18 protein-coding genes are annotated in these 17944 nt (G+C 40.1%); 5 read left to right on the forward strand and 13 right to left on the reverse strand.

Annotation, left to right across the window (positions count from 1 at the left end; genetic code table 11):
- Positions 1 to 646: 646 nt before the first annotated feature.
- Positions 647 to 2014, forward strand: a complete 1368-nt coding sequence (locus ENH88_RS16435) for a serine hydrolase domain-containing protein (protein ID WP_304183833.1) — start codon at positions 647 to 649, stop codon at positions 2012 to 2014.
- A 64-nt stretch (positions 2015 to 2078) separates the two neighbouring features.
- Here ENH88_RS16435 and ENH88_RS16440 read toward each other — a convergent pair whose 3' ends face one another.
- Together ENH88_RS16440 and ENH88_RS16445 are read right to left on the reverse strand one after the other, a co-directional pair.
- Positions 2079 to 2912, reverse strand: a complete 834-nt coding sequence (locus tag ENH88_RS16440; RefSeq protein ID WP_304183834.1) for a sterol desaturase family protein — start codon at positions 2910 to 2912, stop codon at positions 2079 to 2081.
- Positions 2902 to 3312, reverse strand: a complete 411-nt coding sequence (locus tag ENH88_RS16445; protein ID WP_304183835.1) for an SRPBCC family protein — start codon at positions 3310 to 3312, stop codon at positions 2902 to 2904. Before ENH88_RS16445 ends, ENH88_RS16440 begins: the two co-directional genes overlap by 11 nt.
- A gap of 105 nt (positions 3313 to 3417) precedes the next feature.
- Between ENH88_RS16445 and ENH88_RS16450 the strand changes: the two genes are divergently transcribed.
- Entirely contained in the window at positions 3418 to 4413 is a 996-nt protein-coding gene (locus ENH88_RS16450; RefSeq protein WP_304183836.1) for an AraC family transcriptional regulator, read from the forward strand.
- Positions 4414 to 4607: 194 nt separating this feature from the next.
- Here ENH88_RS16450 and ENH88_RS16455 read toward each other — a convergent pair whose 3' ends face one another.
- Entirely contained in the window at positions 4608 to 4892 is a 285-nt protein-coding gene (locus tag ENH88_RS16455) for a hypothetical protein (protein ID WP_304183837.1), read from the reverse strand.
- A gap of 223 nt (positions 4893 to 5115) precedes the next feature.
- Here ENH88_RS16455 and ENH88_RS16460 point away from each other — a divergent pair, with 223 nt between their 5' ends.
- Both ENH88_RS16460 and ykgO read left to right on the forward strand, forming a co-directional pair.
- Positions 5116 to 5367, forward strand: a complete 252-nt coding sequence (locus ENH88_RS16460; protein ID WP_304183838.1) for a type B 50S ribosomal protein L31 — start codon at positions 5116 to 5118, stop codon at positions 5365 to 5367.
- Positions 5368 to 5369: 2 nt separating this feature from the next.
- Entirely contained in the window at positions 5370 to 5513 is a 144-nt protein-coding gene (ykgO, locus tag ENH88_RS16465; RefSeq protein WP_149980141.1) for a type B 50S ribosomal protein L36, read from the forward strand.
- Positions 5514 to 5561: 48 nt separating this feature from the next.
- Here the strand turns inward: ykgO and ENH88_RS16470 are convergent, their stop codons facing one another.
- The gene (locus tag ENH88_RS16470) at positions 5562 to 5951 is read right to left on the reverse strand and encodes a cytochrome b562 (protein ID WP_304183841.1); all 390 of its coding nucleotides are present in this window, start codon (positions 5949 to 5951) and stop codon (positions 5562 to 5564) included.
- Positions 5952 to 6099: 148 nt separating this feature from the next.
- Between ENH88_RS16470 and ENH88_RS16475 the strand changes: the two genes are divergently transcribed.
- Positions 6100 to 7173: an ABC transporter substrate-binding protein gene (locus tag ENH88_RS16475; protein ID WP_304183844.1), complete on the forward strand. Its 1074-nt coding sequence runs from the start codon at positions 6100 to 6102 to the stop codon at positions 7171 to 7173.
- Positions 7174 to 7233: 60 nt separating this feature from the next.
- Here the strand turns inward: ENH88_RS16475 and ENH88_RS16480 are convergent, their stop codons facing one another.
- The 9 genes from ENH88_RS16480 to ENH88_RS16520 all read right to left on the reverse strand — a co-directional run.
- The gene (locus ENH88_RS16480) at positions 7234 to 9006 is read right to left on the reverse strand and encodes a sugar phosphorylase (RefSeq protein ID WP_304183846.1); all 1773 of its coding nucleotides are present in this window, start codon (positions 9004 to 9006) and stop codon (positions 7234 to 7236) included.
- 62 nt (positions 9007 to 9068) lie between these two features.
- Positions 9069 to 10289, reverse strand: a complete 1221-nt coding sequence (locus tag ENH88_RS16485; RefSeq protein WP_304183847.1) for a glycosyl transferase — start codon at positions 10287 to 10289, stop codon at positions 9069 to 9071.
- Entirely contained in the window at positions 10282 to 12024 is a 1743-nt protein-coding gene (locus tag ENH88_RS16490) for an HAD-IIB family hydrolase (protein ID WP_304183849.1), read from the reverse strand. Before ENH88_RS16490 ends, ENH88_RS16485 begins: the two co-directional genes overlap by 8 nt.
- Before the next feature lie 146 nt (positions 12025 to 12170).
- Positions 12171 to 13373 (reverse strand): uracil-xanthine permease family protein, encoded by a 1203-nt coding sequence (locus ENH88_RS16495; RefSeq protein ID WP_304183871.1) that lies wholly within the window; start codon positions 13371 to 13373, stop codon positions 12171 to 12173.
- A gap of 32 nt (positions 13374 to 13405) precedes the next feature.
- Complete coding sequence (upp, locus tag ENH88_RS16500) at positions 13406 to 14035, reverse strand: uracil phosphoribosyltransferase (protein ID WP_304183850.1); 630 nt, start codon at positions 14033 to 14035, stop codon at positions 13406 to 13408.
- Between the two features lie 282 nt (positions 14036 to 14317).
- On the reverse strand, positions 14318 to 15289 hold the full coding sequence (locus tag ENH88_RS16505; protein WP_304183853.1) for a Gfo/Idh/MocA family protein: 972 nt from the start codon (positions 15287 to 15289) through the stop codon (positions 14318 to 14320).
- A complete protein-coding gene (locus tag ENH88_RS16510) occupies positions 15286 to 16251 on the reverse strand; it encodes a DUF1679 domain-containing protein (RefSeq protein ID WP_304183854.1) in 966 nt (321 codons plus the stop codon). Before ENH88_RS16510 ends, ENH88_RS16505 begins: the two co-directional genes overlap by 4 nt.
- Before the next feature lie 467 nt (positions 16252 to 16718).
- Entirely contained in the window at positions 16719 to 17189 is a 471-nt protein-coding gene (locus tag ENH88_RS16515; protein ID WP_304183855.1) for an Imm26 family immunity protein, read from the reverse strand.
- Between the two features lie 224 nt (positions 17190 to 17413).
- On the reverse strand, positions 17414 to 17944 hold a 531-nt coding region (locus tag ENH88_RS16520; protein WP_304183859.1), incomplete at its 5' end, for a hypothetical protein.

Below are 17944 nucleotides of genomic sequence, written 5' to 3' on the forward strand. Positions count from 1 at the left end.
TCTTATCGTTATTAGAACCGATTTTTTCTACCTTTGAACTAATTAGTATTCAATTGATAAACAACAGTAATAGGTTGTTTGAAGATTAGGAGCTGTCGACCTGCAAGATTATAAATTTTCAACCAAGCCTAGTGTAACTGGAAACACGATACTCCTTGACTCTACCAGAAGAAATCATGAAATCGCGCAATGGGGTCTTGCCTTTTGCCACTTTCTTTTTCAATGACCGAAAATGGCACTCTGCTGATAGTCGGCTGCGAGCGAAAACAGACATTGAGTGGCTAGTTAATTTACCTCGTACCACCTAAGTAATACGATAAAGGAAGTTTTTATATAAAAACAACCTCCACTTCTAATAATACTTATAATTAGCAATAACTTACCCTTTTACTATTAATAGAAAATACTAAAATAAGAACACCACCACGTGAAGATAGAAAAAGTGACCTCTGATAAAGCTGTTACATTCTCTTGGCCATTTTGAGCAAATGTACAGTCATTAAAATTCAAGTAAACCATTGAATAATATTGTTTTTATTTATTAAATTGCAAACAGCTATTATACATGCAATAGTAATGATTACACCTGTAATCTATTCGTGTTTTTTATTTGCAGGTTTTTTAGATGATTAAGGGAACATAATTTATGAAAAAAAATATATTTTTTTGTCTTTGTGTAGGAATGTATGGAATAAAAGCTGTTGCACAACAACACAACTTTGCTGAATTAATGCAGTGCCATAACTCTTCAGAAGCCCCTGGCATGGTTGTTAGGTTAGAACAGTCAGGTAAACATATTTATAGTGGTGCAGTTGGTTTGGCAAATATTGGCACTGAGAGACCTCTCAATGTAGATGATATATTTCAAATAGGCTCTGTCACGAAAACATTTACTGCTGTAGCTATCTTGAAACTATCGGAAGAAAAAAAACTATCGTTACAAGATACATTAGCGAAATTTATTCCTGATATTAACCCTGAATATAAGTATTTAACGATCGATAGAATTTTAAGCCATACTTCTGGTCTACCAGATTACTTAGGGGACCCTTCAGTAAGTAAAGTTTATGATAAATATGCTTCTATTGATCAAGTTATACAAAGTATAAGTAAACAACCTCTTAACTCAGAGCCTGGTAAAGAATATAGTTATTCAAATTTGGGTTACGTCTTATTGGGAAAAGTCATTGAAATTGCTTCTGGTACTCCATATGACCAGTTCATGTTCAACACATTTTTTAACCCTCTGAAAATGGATAATACTTTTGTTATTACTAGAGGAACATCTGCCGGGAAAGTAAACGGCTACACGACTAGTCGTAATGAACCTAAAAAGTATCTTAATCCGCAAGAGTCAACTGAAAGGCGATGGAATGTTGATCGTAGTTGGATCTATTCTGCGGGCGCTATTGCTTCGACACTTAGTGATATGCACCTTTGGCAAAATGCATTAAAGTCAGGGCATGTAATTTCAAAAGAAAGCTATAAACTAATGACTTCCAATGCATTATTAGATAATAATGCGCATGTAAATTATGGATATGGCTTAGATATATACCAAATAAATGGATTAGATAGCTTTAGCCACCAAGGTCAGGTTCCCGGTTTTTTTGCTTGGCATATCTATTTTCCAAATGAAGATTTAACCGCTACAGCGTTAACCAACATCGACACAAAACACCCTGGTCCCGCTTTATTAGACATGATAGCACTACAATTAAATTTATCCCCTAAGCCAGTAAATAGTCAAAAAGCAAAGGTTATAGCAGCATCTTTAGTTGGAAGTTATCGATCTTCCGATTCAAAAATTTTAAAAATTTCATTTGAAAAAGGGACACTTTATTCGCAATATGAAGGTGAAGATAAACTAAAAATCATCCCTCGGGAAAACAACTCGTACTCTTATGAGTGTACTGAAAATTACTTTCAGCTTAGAGAAAACAATGGGAAACATGAAATCGTCCCAGTGTATTTATATCAAGGTGAACAAGAAGCACTTGTTAAATTGCAATGATGAAAATAGGCTCAGGTTATCAACGGCTACTCATGGCACTTTTCAGCCTTTCATAAATATAGAGCTATTCGTCATTTTCACTGGGTTTTATTCGATGGCTCGGGTAACCGAATAACACCCTGCTCTTTTCGCTAAAATTTGTTGCTGCTTGTAATTGTTTTAGCATTATCCGCCATTGCATCACGCTTATCGTCCAAGGGTTTACGCTGTCGCAATGGCCTATGATGCCGTACTGGTTTTGTTCTTTGTCGCGCTCTGCTGCGAAGGTGCCAAAGAGTTTATCCCACACGATTAATACCCCAGCAAAGTTCTTATCTATATAGCCTTTGTTGATGGCATGATGCACGCGATGATGTGAAGGCGTATTAAAAATATGCTCAAGCCATCCTAACTTACCAACTATCTGAGTATGTACAAAAAACTGAAAGGCTAAGTTAATCGCAACTATCATGAGCAAAAATGTTGGTTCAAAACCAATAATGATCATCGGCAGCCAAAATAGCCACATGCCAACAACGGGATAGAAAATGCTTTGTCTAAATGCGGTGGTGAAGTTCATTTTTTTTGAGCTATGGTGAACAACGTGGGCCGCCCAAAACCAATGAATATGATGGGATGTACGGTGAAACCAATAGTATAAAAAATCTTGTAATACAAAAGCGATGAACACATTCAGTGCATTCAATTCAATATTGAACAGTGAATACTGGTGTAACCAATAAAACAAAGGCAATAAAAACACTAAGGCGAGCGCATCACTGAGCTGATGCATCAAGGCGAGCACGATATTCGCCAATGAGTCTTTAAGCAGATAATAATGACGAAATTTAACAAATTCATAAATAATAAAAGCGAAAAATACAGGACTAAATGCCAGTAAAATAACTTCAACAGGCATCGCAATACGCCTTAAGCTTTATTAATGCGCGCTGCAAATCCTGTGTTATTAACGCCTTTAATAGCCAAGTCGGCTGCCAAAATTTAGCATCACAGTTAATCACATAAACTAACTGACACCCTGATTTTAATGGCGTTAGGTGAATTTTTGCATGGTGATTTTTAACCGGAGATTGCCCTGCAATATAATACTCGATGCTGTATTGTTCGGTGTGTTCTACATGTTCAATAAATTGATAACCCAGCATTTTTACCTGCCGACGCCAGATACCGGTGTGCGCAGGAAGAGTTGCAAATGATGCATTAAAAAAGCGATCTAAGTGCTCATGATCAAGTAATGTGGCTACGACTAATTCGGCAGAACATTGCAATGTTTGTGTTTGTGATATGCAAATTGCCATGAAAACCTAACTCACACCTTTAACCAATTAATAGCACTAGCATAACGGGAATATTGCTGGCAGACTTGTGGTAAAGCGACAAGTTTTTGTCTTTAGGCGACACCCATGAATACAACTTCAGCTATTTATTTTGCTAGTGTGCTCCACTATTTAACGCAGTTGGGTTTTTGCAAGCAAACTTGTTTACAGCAAATAGGCTTCTCACAGTTTGCTAGCAGCGTTCATGGTGATCGTGTTTCATTAATGCATTATCAAGCCATATTAGAACTGGGCAAGCAGTATTGTGATGACCCACTATTTGGTTTTCATTTAGGTCAAGATATACGCACAGCGGATTATGGTGTATTAGGCTATTTAATTGAATCTAGCCATGATTTAGCTGCTGCCATTGATTCTTTATTACACTACGACACCCTAGTTGCGGATATTGGCACAGCCAAATTTAGCCACAATACTGAGGTTGCAACAATATGTTGGACACCCAATCAACAGTGTTCAGAGCAGGTGGTTCTTCGCAATATGACAGCTTGGGTCGCTGTGGTACGACATCTATTAGATCCACATCTTGCCCCGAGCTGTTTACACTTAGAGCACTCGTTTACTCAGCAACAGTTACAGCAATTAAGTGAATGGTTTGGTTGTGACGTTAAAGGCGGCATGACTGTCAATAAGATTGATTTCCCACATGATTATTTGCAGTTTAAATTTTCCAGTGATAACCCACTAATGCACCACGCCTTAGTGCAACTATCGCAAGAGCAATTAGTCGATATTCAAGCCGTGCAATTGGTATCACAACGTGTATTAAGTATTTTAATGAGCAAACAAGACTTACAAGGGGTTGACCAACAGCGCATTGCCAATGCATTAAATTTAACCCCAAGGACATTGCAGCGAAGGTTAAAAAATGAAAACTGTACGTTTGCACAGCTGCGCGATCAAGAACGAAAACGACGTTATGAGTTATTGGTTGAAGGTCACAGTTTGGGGGCAATTGCAGCTATACTTGGCTTTAATGAACAAAGCTCTTTTAATCGAGCTTTCAAACGCTGGTATGGGTGTGCGCCTAAAAAATTTAAACTTAATGATGCCGACAATTAAATTTAAACTAGGCTAAATTTAAATTTCAAACAAATAACCAGTGGCCACCGACAACGCGATTTCAATGAGTTTCATTACTCCCCCTGCTGTTCAATAACAGCTAAAAGTGCACCATTTGGCTCGGCAATAATAGCAAGAAATGCAAATTGCCTGATAAAAATTAACTCAGAGCCAATTTACTCAGTATGCAACGGTTACTCTTGGTGCTCAAACTGGCCACGGTACACTTCAAATACTTTTAATACGGTATGTTGTGCTTTATTAAGGCCATCAAACCAGGCATCAAAAATTTCATCATCTTCTTGATCACTTAATGCCAAATACTGTGCAAGCAATTCAACAATATCATTATGGGTACAGCTTAATGGGTCAATTTGTTGTGCCAGTACACTATGATCACGACTACGTAATGTCTCCATAACGCCTTGATCAATTTCTTGGCGTTGCTCAGTCGGGTGTTCTTGAGTGGGTTCATTCATTATTATTTGATTCCTTAACGCGGTTACATATTATTTATAACAGGCTAATTATCAATAGCTAGTTTTTTTGATCTGACTGCTTATTTTTTAGTTAAGTTGACCAAATTAGCATCATTTCGCTACTTTTTTGCCTGCTTAAAATAGTATTTGCAAAGGATCCCTATTTACTATAAATTACCGTTATAATATCACATAACATAAAATTTTTAGTAAAAGGCTTTTTATGAAACCTAATATTCACCCTGATTACCAAACCGTTGCCTTTCATGACACGGCTGCCGATAGTTACTTTATTATTGGTTCAACAATTAAAACGGAACGCACCATTGAGCTTAATGGTAAAATTTACCCTTACGTCCCTATCGATGTGTCAAGTGATTCGCACCCGTTTTATACCGGTAAGCAAAAATCGGCATCAACAGATGGTCGAGTTGCAGCGTTTAATCGCCGCTTTAAAAACTTAGGAAGCAAATAATCATGAAAGTATTAAGTTCATTGAAAAGTGCGAAAAACCGTCCTGGTTGTCAAATCGTGAAGCGTAAAGGTCGCGTGTTCGTGATCTGCAAAGACAATCCACGTTTTAAAGCCGTACAAGGAATGAAAAAGAAAGGGAGAAAATAAAACCACTCATGCAACAAGGTGCGCCTATAGTAAGGCGCACAGCGTATTTTACTTACCAAATAACAATTCCCAAAACCCTGGCGGCTCATGCAATTTATGATATTGCTTACGTAAGCCATCAATGGCTTTTAAGGGTCCTTTTGCTGCATCTAAACCTGTTTCATTGGCTAATTTTTTAGCTAATTCCGCTTTCGCAATCACTTTATCTAAACCTTGCAGTGACTGCTCGGCTTGTTTGTGAAAAGTCGCACTCTTACTTCGCTTAACCAACGTAATAAACTCATCGATCGCAGTATTGAATTCCGGCAGTTGGCTTGCTTCAACACTGTGCTTATACGCAAGTCCCATATTTTTCATATGAGCTTCAAGATCAAAATCATCGCTAGCAAATATACTCGGGGCAAACAACAGTGCCACAAGGCACAAAAATACTTTCATAATAATCCTAACAGTTACAGCTCAACAAGATGAAAAACCATTATACACCGCAGCAGCTGTGAATATAACCTTGCATTGAGTGTGGTGAAAACTAATTTTGTGTTAGAATTCGCTTTTGTAGATATGACGTGTTTTGGGTTTAGATTTAATGCAACGATTGAAAAACCATTGGCTATTTTTATTAGCCTGTTTAATTGTCAGCCCTCACACCGTCGCGGCATTAAATATTACCTTTGTAAATCCAGGTTTTGCAGATTCATCTGCTGAAATAAACACCACAGGTAACTTTTGGTTCAAAGTGTCTAAAATTATGCATAATGCAGCGGATGACTTAGATATAAACTTGCATATTAAATACGCAAATCGGAATCATATCTTAATGAAAGAACTTATTAGCCAGGCAATTAAAGACCAGCCTGACTATTTAGTTGTGGTAGATGAAAAAAGTGTTGTCAGTAAGTACTTATCAAAATTAAATACCAAAAATATCCCTATTTATTTTTTATATAGCCGCCCTGCTATCGGAAAATTTATATCGTTACAACGTGATGGCGTTAATATTATTGGCAGTGTCATACCGGATAATTATGCTGCTGGGAAAACTCTTGCACAACAGTTGCTTATAGAACACACAACAACATCGACTCAACCAGCTAATATGCTTGCTCTTATCGGTGACTATACTACTCCCGCATCGCTAGAACGTGTATCAGGCTTAGATGAATTTATTACACAACATGAAGATGTAAACTTTATAGGAAAAGAGGTTGCCAATTGGTCTGAACAACAAAGCTATATAAAAACCTTAGCGTTTTTGGAGTTTGCTCCTGAGATCAATATTATATGGTGCGCAAATGATGCTATCGGGTTTGGTGTAAAAAGAGCATTACAAGCTCGCAATATCACAGATAAGGTAGTTGTTGGTGGCATGAATTGGGACTCTGTACCACAAGGTATCGAAGCGTTAGATATAACACTGGGTGGCCATGTGCTATTAGGTGCTTATGCACTTATTAATATCGTTGATCATCATAACGCTCACACTTACTTAAACCATGCTAAGTTAGCCATTTTTAATAACCTTACAGCTGAAATCGAACCACTTGCAAAGCACATCAATGAAACTGATTTAGCTGATATTGATTTTTCTCAATTCAGTAAAACAGCCACTGATCCGCAACAATTTACAATAGCCAACCTCGTCAAAGCACTTAACAAATAACACTGTAAAGGGGATTTACAGTCCTTACAGTAACACCGCCGTTTTCACTAAAGTAGCCAACTATTGTCGATTCGATAACCATAGCGGCTGATAAGGTGCAAGTTCAAAACTTTGTTGCCCTAGATCTATTGTCTGTGCAGAGATAAGTTCAAACCACTGCTCAGTATCAATTAAGTTCAAGTCAGCTAACAGCAGAGTCTGCGGCTCATCGCTAATATTATAAACACAAAAAATACTTTGCCTACGGTCTATGCTTTGACGCCAAAAACCAAATAAAGCCCCAGTTAAATGTAAGGTAAATTGCGTCGCATTAGGGTGAAAGGCATCTTGCTGTTTACGAATAGCCAGTAAATGATTAATTTGAGTAAATACGTGATAGTGATGACTTGATAGATCTGCAAGCTTTTCTAGCAATGCTGACTCTTGCCAACGATGACGGTTAATACAGCGGTTATGCTGGCTGTTTTCAAAGCGTTCATAATCATTGGTGGTACCAAGTAAACTATGAATATAAAGCCCAGGAATGCCTTCGAGGGCAAACATAATAGCGTGGGCACAAGCAAAACGCTGTAATCCCCACTTATCCACGCCTTTGTGTGTACCTTGTAAAGCATCGAATAACGCGATATTAAGTTCATAAGGTGAACTGGTGCCATTATTCGCGGTGCGCATTGACACTTTTGCACCAAAACGACTAACCGTATTAACCATTTTCCCTAGCTCATCCTCGTCAAGCAGGCCCTCAGCAGGACGCAGACCGATTCCATCGTGAGAAGCAATAAAATTAAAGTAGGCAGTACCATTTTGCGCTGGCGGCATACTCATCATCCAATGTTTGAGCGCTTTACTGTCACCACTGAGCAAGGTATGCAATAACAAAGGAGGTAATGAAAAATTATAAATACAATGGGCTTCATTGGCATTGCCAAAGTAAGATAAATTTTCACGATTTGGAATGTTCGTTTCAGTGATTATGATTGCACTTGGCTCTACATGCTCTATTAGCGTTCGCAGCAATCTGATCACTTCATGGGTTTGCGGTAAATTAATACAAGAAGTATTAAGTTCTTTCCACAAAAAGGCCACAGCATCAAGGCGAAATATCTTTACGCCATTATCAAGGTAATGACGAATAATACCTACAAACTCATTAAGTACCAGAGGATTGGCAAAGTCTAAATCAACTTGATCAGGACTAAATGTACACCACACATGGCGCTCCCCAAGTGCCGTTTGCACTGTATTAAGTAACGGCGATGTTCTAGGCCTAACGACCTGAGATAGGTCATCATGCAAATTAGCAGTTTTAAAGTAACTTAAGCCAGGTTCTTTCCCTTGCATGAAGTTTTCAAACCAGCGGCTGCGACTAGAGCAATGGTTAATAACTAAGTCAGCCATAAGCTTTACATCTTGAGCAATGCCTTGAATATCATCCCAACTACCAAGGGATTCATTCACTTGCACATAGTTCATTACCGAAAAGCCCTCATCAGAGCTATAAGGGTAAAATGGCAAAATATGCAACGCGTTAATCGTTCCTGCGCATTGATTTTTCATAAACCGATGCAGAGTATGTAACGGTGGTTCACTTGGCACAGCAACCGCCTGATCAGCATCGCGATAACGCATTATAGAATCGCCATAGGCAATCAAAATAACATCTTGCTGATCCCAACGATTTTTATGAGGCGTTGGGTCGCGGACTGGGTCATCCCTTAACATGGTGGTGATCAACATGCTTGCGAGCGCATCAATGCTCATACATAAGTCAACACCCTCATATATACTGGTTAGGTGTTGTTCAACCCGCTGTTCAAATAACGCCTTACTCATTACCCTACCCCGTTGTTTATAAAAGTTTTTATTATTTATCCGTATTTTCTGCTCTAGTACCGTTATGAAAACTCTTTATTATCAAGCTCTACTGCCTCTTCTAAGCGCGCAAACACATCTGGCATTGCTGATGCTACGCGATTCCAACTTGGCACAAACGGCGCTTCCATTGGGTGCTGTAAAAAGTGCTGGCCAGCATTCATGATGTTTTGCGCAAACATTTCGACTGCTTTTTCTTCTTGATGGATATCGAGTTTTAAGCCATTCATCATGGCATCGTTATGGTAGGTTTCGATAAAATCCAGCGCAATACGATAATAGGTTGCTTTGAGTGAGCGAATGGTTTCCGTGGTAAACGTAACTCCCTGAGTTGCTAACTTACGAAACAGTGCTTTAGTGATATCAATCGACATTTTTGATAAGCCAGCCGCTTGATTATCCAGTGACAGTGCTTGGTGTTTATGATCATAGTTATCCGCTATATCAACTTGGCAGAGGCGGTTATGTGAGTAATTTCGATACATTTCAGACAGCACACCAATTTCTAAGCCCCAATCACTGGGAATGCGAATATCGTTTAATACATCACGGCGAAACGAAAACTCACCCGCCAAGGGATATCTAAACGAGTCCATATATTCTAAGTAATCTGTGCTGCCTAAAATGGTTTTAAATGACCGTAATAGCGGCGTGACTAATAAGCGTGAAACGCGGCCATTAATTTTACCGTCCGCTGTACGTGGGTAAAATCCTTTGCAAAATTCATAGTTAAAACGTGGGTGGGCAACAGGATAAATTAACCGCGCTAATAAACTACGATCGTAAGTTAAAATATCACAATCATGCAACGCAATAGATTCAACTTTAGCGGTTGCTAATTTATACCCCATGCAATACCAAACATTACGCCCTTTGCCGAGCTCTCGCGGCGCAACACCAAGCGTTTGTAATTCTTTATCAAGCGCTTGTAAGCGTGGCCCTTCATTCCATAAAACGCGATGATGTTGGCCAAGTTCAGCAAAAAATTGTAACGCATGGCGATACTGACTTTCATCGGCTCTATCTAACCCAATGGTAATTTGCGATAAATAAGGCACATGCTTTAATTCTTGCACGATATTTTGCAGTGCAGGTCCTTCCAGTTCGCTGTAAAGCGAAGGTAAGATCAGCCCCATTGGCCGCTGTTTTGAAAAGCTAAGCAGTTCGGCTTCTAGATCAGCAAGCGGTCGATCGGCAATATTATGTAACGTGGTTATGATGCCATTTTGGTAAAAATCAGCCATGTGATTGCTCCTGTTTAGACGCTAGTTGCGCTTTGATAACACTTAAATCTGATACTTCGTCGATCCACCCTTGCGGTGCCGGATGTTCACTGAGTAACCAAGGTTTTTGCGCTAACTTGGCTTTTGCTTTACTTGCTGGGTTATTGATTAAAATTGCAATGTCGGCTTCATCAAGCATCGCCATATCGTTTTGACTATCTCCCAATGCAATGGTGGTAAACGAATAGCGATAATGCTGTTTAAATTGATTAAGTAACCAATTTTGAGCTATGCCTTTATTAGTTCCACGGTTAAGGTGGATAAAGCGCCCGCCAATCAAAACTTCATACCCGAGTGGCTTTATTACGGCTAAAAAATCCACTAATTGCTGCTCTGTCCCTTGCCAGAACAATGGATCAGAATATTCACGAATGCGCGCAAGTTCACTTTGCTCAACACTCAAGCCGGTGATTTGACTCACTTCTTGCGCAGATAACTGACTAAACAAACGATAATAAGCACTAAACTCGTGAGCGTGCGTTTGTAGCTCGTGCTGTAATTGTTTGCTGCTAGGTGATAATGCATAACGCCAATGCTCATCAAGTTCGTCACAGCCTATTGGTTTGAGATCAAAATAGAATTTAGGAATGTAAACTGCGGCGCCGTTTTCGATAATAAAAGGTTGCTTATGCCCTAATGATTTTTGTAATGCGTTTACCTCTGCAAAAGTTTTACTGGTATTAAACACCACAGTGATACCTGCGGCAGTTAATTCAGTTAAAAAAGGTTTAATTTCATCACAGTGGTAATCATTATGATCCAGTAATGTACCGTCTAAATCGGTAAAAATAAGTGGCATCGAGGTATCATCGGCGCGTAACTTCATCGACGCAATATCACGTGATTTATCTAACGTCAGTAATGCATCAGCATGCTTTGCTAATTGGCTTAAATTTTCTCGGGTAATACGTTCAAAGTGAGAGATAAAGCGCACTAATTGTGTCTCGTCAAAGGTGCCTTTGCCCGCTCCTTTTTTATTGAGCAACTTTTGTTCTTGCTCTAACCGCCAGCCATAGACATCCGCAAACGATGGTGCTTGTAGCATCACAGTGTAATCAATCATGGCAAATACATCTTGATACTCATTGGCTAAACAACTGTTCACACAACGTCGCCAAATCCCTTCTAAGTCTTCATGTTCCTCTAATTGATTAACGGGCTGATGCAATTGATACGGCTGCTGAGCTTCGCTACCAACACACCAACCTTCAAAAATAATGATATCCATAGCTTGCTCGGTGACCGGCCATAATGATTTTTCAATCGGATCATCTGTTTGCTTATCAAATTGAGGCAGCGAAACGCCTACTTTACCTTGTAACAATTCGCTGAAAGTGCGCTTCATTAAGGTGGTATCGTGAGTACCTGGCACACCTCGCGTTGCAAATAAAGGATGAACATCTTGTGCCAGCTGTAAGCGGTGGTCGCGGCTGTGATAAAAATCATCAATCGATATCGCAATGCTGTTTAATCTAGTATTACAATTAAACCAGGTAACTAAAAAGTCAGCTAAGGTTGATTTTCCCGAGCCTTGACACCCATTTATGGCCACCAGCATAGGTCGCCCAGTTGGTTTCAAACGAAGAATATCTTCTGCTAACGGAGCAAAATACTGCTCGCTTAAATATTGATATTTAAGCGGTAGCTGATGCTTCGCTAAAAACGGGGTAATATCCACAATATTGGCCTCTTGCATAATCGCTCCTGATCAGTATGACACTGTTAACAGGATAAATGCAGTTAGTAGACCACTATTTAAATACCTTTACTTTTAATGAGTTAAAAAATAGCGCATTTAAAATGCGCTATTATGGTGCAACGTAATTGCTATTTGAGCAGTTATTACGCAGGCTTTTCAGCCTTTGGTAACACTAAATTAAGCACAATACCCAAAATCGCACATAAACTAACACCTTGCAGGCTAAATTCACTGCCGCCGATGTGCATACCGCCAATGCCACACACCAAAATTAGCGCGACAATGGTTAAATTACGTGGTGCGGTTAGGTCTTCACCCGATTTAACCAGCGAATTTAAACCAACCACCGCAATTGAGCCAAACAGTAAGATCATGATCCCACCCATTACAGGCACAGGGATGGTTTGTAAACCAGCGCCCATTTTAGCTACAAATGCTAAAATGATGGCGATTATAGCCGTCCACATCATCACTTTTGGATTAAAATTGCGAGTTAACATCACCGCTCCAGTCACTTCTGAATAGGTGGTATTAGGCGGGCCGCCAAAAATTGATGCCGCCGTAGTGGCTAGACCATCACCAAACAATGTGCGGTGTAAACCGGGTTTTTTAAGGTAATCTTTATTGGTTACTTGGCTAATTGCCATCATATCACCAATATGTTCAATAGCAGGTGCAATAGCAACAGGCACCATAAACAGTACCGCCTGCCATTTAAATTCTGGCCACGTAAATGCAGGCATTGCCAACCACTGGGCATTCGTTACGGCATCAAACTGGACTATACCCATCACTAAAGACAAGCTATACCCTGCTACAACGCCAGCTAATATAGGAATTAGTTTAAATACGCCCTTGCCCCACACCGCAAATATCAAAGTAACTAAAAGCGAAAATGCCGCCACCCAAATTGCTTGTTCATAGGGAATAAGTTGTATTGCACCATCGCCACTTTTACCCATTGCCATATTCACTGCAACTGGCGCAAGCGCTAAACCAATTACCATGATCACAGGGCCTACTACAACCGGCGGTAAAATTTTATGCAGGGCAGCAACGCCTTTTAATTTAACTAAAATACTGAGCAACATATACGCACCACCGGCGGCCATTAAGCCGCCCATGGTGGCAGGCACACCCCACATTTGTACACAGGCAATAATAGGCGCGATGAATGCAAATGAAGATGCTAAAAAGATCGGCACTTGGCCTTTGGTGACAACATGAAATAGCAAGGTGCCAATACCAGCGGTAAATAACGCGACATTGGGATCTAAACCAGTAAGCAGTGGCACCAACACCAAGGCGCCAAATGCCACAAACAGCATTTGCGCCCCAGTTAGCATTGTTTTGATTGAGAAGGTCGATTTATCCACGTTTACACAGTGCCAAAAATTTTATCGCCTGCATCACCAAGGCCAGGAATAATATAGCCTTTTTCATTTAAGTGGCTGTCTAATGAGGCGGTAAAAATTTCCACATCAGGGTGAGCTGCCAGGGTTTTTTCAACTCCTTCAGGAGCCGCGACTAATACAATCACTTTAATTTCTTTACAGCCCGCTTTCTTTAGCATGTCGATAGTGGCAATCATCGAGCCACCTGTTGCTAGCATAGGATCGATGACTAAGCTTAAACGTTCATCTATTTTGCCTACTAGCTTTTCAAAATATGGAATTGGCTCTAAGGTTTCTTCGTTGCGCTGCAAACCAACCACACTGACTTTAGCCGCCGGTAATAACTGCATAACGCCATCCATCATGCCAAGGCCAGCACGAAGAATTGGCACTACGGTAATCTTTTTGCCTTTAATATGCTCTACGTCTAATGGATTACCATCCCAACTGGTGATTTGTACTTTTTCAAGTGGCAGGTTTTTAGTCGCTTCATAGGTTAATAAAGTACCGACTTCAGAAGAAAGTTCACGAAAGCTTTTGGTACTGATCCCATGCGCACGCATAAGGCCTAATTTGTGTTGCACAAGGGGATGATTAATTACATGGATTGTCATAATAGTGCCTAAAAGAAAAATAAATTGCGCTTATTTTAGCTTAAAAAATTCCATCAGACTGCAAAAAAGCATGATCCGTGCAATAAAAGTCTTATTTAATTATGCAAACACAAGGTCTTTATCTCATTTAGCGCAATAATTGTTATATTTTAAAGTAACGACACGACGCTAATCGATTAGCAAACAACTTTGATAACTATGTACGCCTTCCACCATCGCTGGCAGGCGTGCATGCTACGCGCATTACAACATGCTTTTAGCGTAGCAATAGCTGAACACTGATCACTGCTGTAAAATTTGCTCCATCACCCAGCTGGTATGTGTCGCTGAATGACCTGTTGACGGATGTGCCGCATTTTCACGTAATGACGACGCCATATTTTGCACATGATATTGCTGAATATGAGGCGGGTTTTCTATGTTGTACTGGACTTCGCCTTTATCGCTAATAACCGTAATGGCTTGTTCGTCAAACACACTAAAGCTGATCTCGCCCTTCTCACCATACACACTAACTACATCAAATCGTGAAAAACCACCAAAATTCCAGCTGCCAGAGCCAGTAATGCCATTTTTATGTTGCCAACACGCAGTGATTGCATCAAAAGCGCCATATAAATTTTGCTGGTTTGTTGCCAGCCCTTTTACTTGTTCATAATCACCAAATAGATAACCGAATAAATCCAGGCCATGGCTGGCTAAATCATCAAAATAGCCCCCTGGAGCAATGATTTTATCGGTACGCCAATTGTACTCACCTGATCTATCTTGCTCGCTGGCCGCTTTACTCAAGTGCCAATTAACATGGCGTACTTGGCCGATTTCGCCAGCATCTATAAGACTCTTTATTTTATTAAAGCGCGGTAAAGAGCGACGATAATACGCCACATACAAAGGAATATTTTTACTACTAAAAGCTTCAAGAATAACTTCACTTTGCGCCAATGTAGGCGCCAGTGGTTTTTCAATACAACACGGCTTGCCCGCAGCCGCCACTTTTAGCGCCAGTTCCAAGTGACTATCTGGGGGTGTGGCGATATACACAGCATCAATCTCAGAACTTGCGATCAATTCATCGACCGTTTTAAATACCATAGGCACGTTATGGCGTTTTGCGTAATCCTCAGCAAGTGCGATATCTCGTCGAGTAACGCCTTGTAGCACAAAGCCTTCTGTGTGTTGATACGCAGGGCCACTTTTCACTTCAGTGACCGCACCACAACCAATCATTCCCCAACGAACCTGTTTCGTCATTTCGCTTTGCTCCCAAAGTCTGTTATTTGCATCGTGTTAAAGTGTTTGCGCATATAGCTATTAATTTTTACGTGCTCAGGGCTCCAGCCCATTAAAAATCGGTAAAAGTCAGCCCATGCAAGCGGCCATAATTTTTGCCATTCGTTAATCACAGCGGCCGTATATTCACTGTTGCCAAACGTCTGCATCGCATTGCTAAAGTGCTGAAAATAGTCAGCCAAATAATCATCTGCCGTATCCTCTAGCTGCTGTTCATTTAAACAGCTACCCAAAAAGTACATCACATCAACAACACCAATGCCAGCACCAACATATTGAAAGTCATAACCTAAAACTTCCATAGTCGCACTATTAACAGCGAAGTTCGCGAGCTTGGCATCGCCATGGATCAATGTTTGATACTGACAAGCGCGCAGCGTTTTATCTATATTGTAAGCGTGGTGTTTAATTGCACTGTCGGCCATTTTTTCATATTCATCTGGCCGAGTCGCTAAATGCCAGTAACTCCCCTGCAGCCAAAGGCCATCAGCTTTAACTTGAAAATGAAAGGCATGAAAATACCCAAGCCACCTTATAATAGCGACAACATGTGCATGATTTGCTTGCGCATTAGTAAAGCCATAAGCTGCAAAATCAGCAAATACTAACACCTTTTGCTGTTGATGCTCTAAGGTATTATAACAACTTAACGCACGCGCTTGTGCTGGTAAGTTCGAGGCATACTGCTGATACCAATGAAACTCCACTTCATAAGAATGCCGCTTGCGGTTAATGGCAAACTCACTTTGAGTGATCCGAGGATGATTAATATGATCGGGCACACTAATCGCTTTGATCACACAGGCTTTACCATCTAAACAGCAACGCACTATTTCACCACAGCCGCTCCATAAAGCAGTGATTGTTTCAGTGATTTTAATATTTTTATAATGAAGGCTAATTAAAGGCAGATAAAAAGACATACACACCAACGTTTACGCAACTAGTGCGTAGTATGGCATAGACAGTAGTGGATTAAAGGACCTATGTTTTAAATATCTGATAGTTTAGCTATAACACTGCTCAACTTTCCGAAGGTTTCTGACAAAGACAAGTTTTACTTTACCCTAATACCCACTAAATCAGTAAACTGGGCCACCTTACAACAGCACTAGCATTCGAATAAAAAACTGTAGAAGGGTTCAAAATAACCAGCGCCACTACAAAAGTGGCACTAACATAAATTGCACAGCCTGCTGACAGAAAGTGCGCAGTTCTACTGGGGTTTGTTGCGCACTAAAAGCTTTTTGTACGGTAATAAACAGGAAAAAGGCAAGACGCGGCGCAATCCATTTACGTTCTAGGTGTGGTTGGCCGGACGACGAAGTTGATGTGGAACTGTGATAATGGGTGACTCAGGATCCCGCAGGAATCCTGAGTCTGATGGGGTTTAATCTGGGGCAAGCTCCAAGCCTATAGCTTCACTAACTTTATCATCTATTGTTCTGTAGCTATCCAAGCCATATATCCCGTGAGGTTCATATACACTTTCCAATTGGCGACCTTTATCGTCAAAATATTTCTTAAATAAAACATCATAGAAGCAATGAACCTGTAATAAGTCATCATTTGATAGAGTTTTATTTTCAACATTATTAAAATAGCCTTTTTTCCAAGGCAGTTCATTTGTTGCAATTGGGGCCAATAATATGTCAGAAGTTATTAACTCTGGAACCTCGTCATTAGTTTCAGTTTGTACTTTATATATATATATTAGTACACAATTATCAAAGCCACCAACGCTAGCTGTTAAGCTGACAACTCGCCCCCAATGATATTTATCATCTAATATTTGAAATGAAAAAATGTCTCCAAGCGCTGGCTTTTGCTTGTTTTTTTTCAATCTTTTCATATTTGTCATTTATAACCCCATACCTTTAAGGAAATCATTACCCCATTTTACTGCGTCGTTATAAATGGGGCGCTTAGGACTGATGCTATTTATTTTATTGAAGTATTGAGGGTTGCGCAAAATTAAGGCTTGCTCGACCGCTCTAGCTTGGTTTCTGGTTAAAGAATATGTAGTTACCTGACGCAAAGTAAACTTAGGGCCATGACTTAAACCGTGCTGAGCTTGTCTTATGTTTATAGCTTGACGGGTAATACCGACGTAGACATCTTTGCTACCTTTGATACCAAGGTATACGCTCGTATTCTTAGGTCCTTTGCCCAGCCACCTCGCAGCCAAAGAACCTGCAAGCCTAACGCCCTTACCCCCCCTGCTTCTAGTAACGGAAGTTGTGGAGCATTAGGGTCACCAAATGCTCCATAAAATAACTTATCACCCCAAGTTCTGTCTGCTATGACCTTATCGTAAATACTACTGAGGTAATTATAATCAGCAAACATTCTCTCTGTTCCACCTTCACCAGAGTAGTCTTGTCCCCAAAGAACATTGAAGTTAGTACCTTTTAATTCCTCAGGCGAAAAATCATCAAGTGGACTTTCAGTTGTACGAGTTACATTGTTCCCATCTACATTTACATTAGGGTGCTTTGAAGTACTTGATGGTGCGCCTATATCCGCTGTTGCAGACATATTACCTATCTGAATATTAACCGTACCATTACCATTGCCTGTCATGGTGCCGACTTTCACATCGCGTTTTATGCGGGA

Source organism: Pseudoalteromonas prydzensis (assembly GCF_011050055.1).
GTDB lineage: Bacteria > Pseudomonadota > Gammaproteobacteria > Enterobacterales > Alteromonadaceae > Pseudoalteromonas > Pseudoalteromonas prydzensis_A.

Excerpts from the sequence above, each read along its gene's own strand:
- ENH88_RS16510 (WP_304183854.1), bottom strand. The coding sequence starts at position 16,251 with ATGTCTTTTTATCTGCCTTTAATTAGCCTTCATTATAAAAATATTAAA.
- ENH88_RS16470 (WP_304183841.1), bottom strand. The coding sequence starts at position 5,951 with ATGAAAGTATTTTTGTGCCTTGTGGCACTGTTGTTTGCCCCGAGTATA.
- ENH88_RS16460 (WP_304183838.1), top strand. The coding sequence starts at position 5,116 with ATGAAACCTAATATTCACCCTGATTACCAAACCGTTGCCTTTCATGAC.
- ENH88_RS16505 (WP_304183853.1), bottom strand. The coding sequence starts at position 15,289 with ATGACGAAACAGGTTCGTTGGGGAATGATTGGTTGTGGTGCGGTCACT.
- ENH88_RS16490 (WP_304183849.1), bottom strand. The coding sequence starts at position 12,024 with ATGCAAGAGGCCAATATTGTGGATATTACCCCGTTTTTAGCGAAGCAT.
- upp (WP_304183850.1), bottom strand. The coding sequence starts at position 14,035 with ATGACAATCCATGTAATTAATCATCCCCTTGTGCAACACAAATTAGGC.
- ENH88_RS16480 (WP_304183846.1), bottom strand. The coding sequence starts at position 9,006 with ATGAGTAAGGCGTTATTTGAACAGCGGGTTGAACAACACCTAACCAGT.
- ykgO (WP_149980141.1), top strand. The coding sequence starts at position 5,370 with ATGAAAGTATTAAGTTCATTGAAAAGTGCGAAAAACCGTCCTGGTTGT.
- ENH88_RS16450 (WP_304183836.1), top strand. The coding sequence starts at position 3,418 with ATGAATACAACTTCAGCTATTTATTTTGCTAGTGTGCTCCACTATTTA.
- ENH88_RS16485 (WP_304183847.1), bottom strand. The coding sequence starts at position 10,289 with ATGGCTGATTTTTACCAAAATGGCATCATAACCACGTTACATAATATT.
- ENH88_RS16495 (WP_304183871.1), bottom strand. The coding sequence starts at position 13,373 with ATGCTAACTGGGGCGCAAATGCTGTTTGTGGCATTTGGCGCCTTGGTG.
- ENH88_RS16475 (WP_304183844.1), top strand. The coding sequence starts at position 6,100 with ATGCAACGATTGAAAAACCATTGGCTATTTTTATTAGCCTGTTTAATT.
- ENH88_RS16445 (WP_304183835.1), bottom strand. The coding sequence starts at position 3,312 with ATGGCAATTTGCATATCACAAACACAAACATTGCAATGTTCTGCCGAA.
- ENH88_RS16515 (WP_304183855.1), bottom strand. The coding sequence starts at position 17,189 with ATGACAAATATGAAAAGATTGAAAAAAAACAAGCAAAAGCCAGCGCTT.
- ENH88_RS16440 (WP_304183834.1), bottom strand. The coding sequence starts at position 2,912 with ATGCCTGTTGAAGTTATTTTACTGGCATTTAGTCCTGTATTTTTCGCT.
- ENH88_RS16435 (WP_304183833.1), top strand. The coding sequence starts at position 647 with ATGAAAAAAAATATATTTTTTTGTCTTTGTGTAGGAATGTATGGAATA.
- ENH88_RS16455 (WP_304183837.1), bottom strand. The coding sequence starts at position 4,892 with ATGAATGAACCCACTCAAGAACACCCGACTGAGCAACGCCAAGAAATT.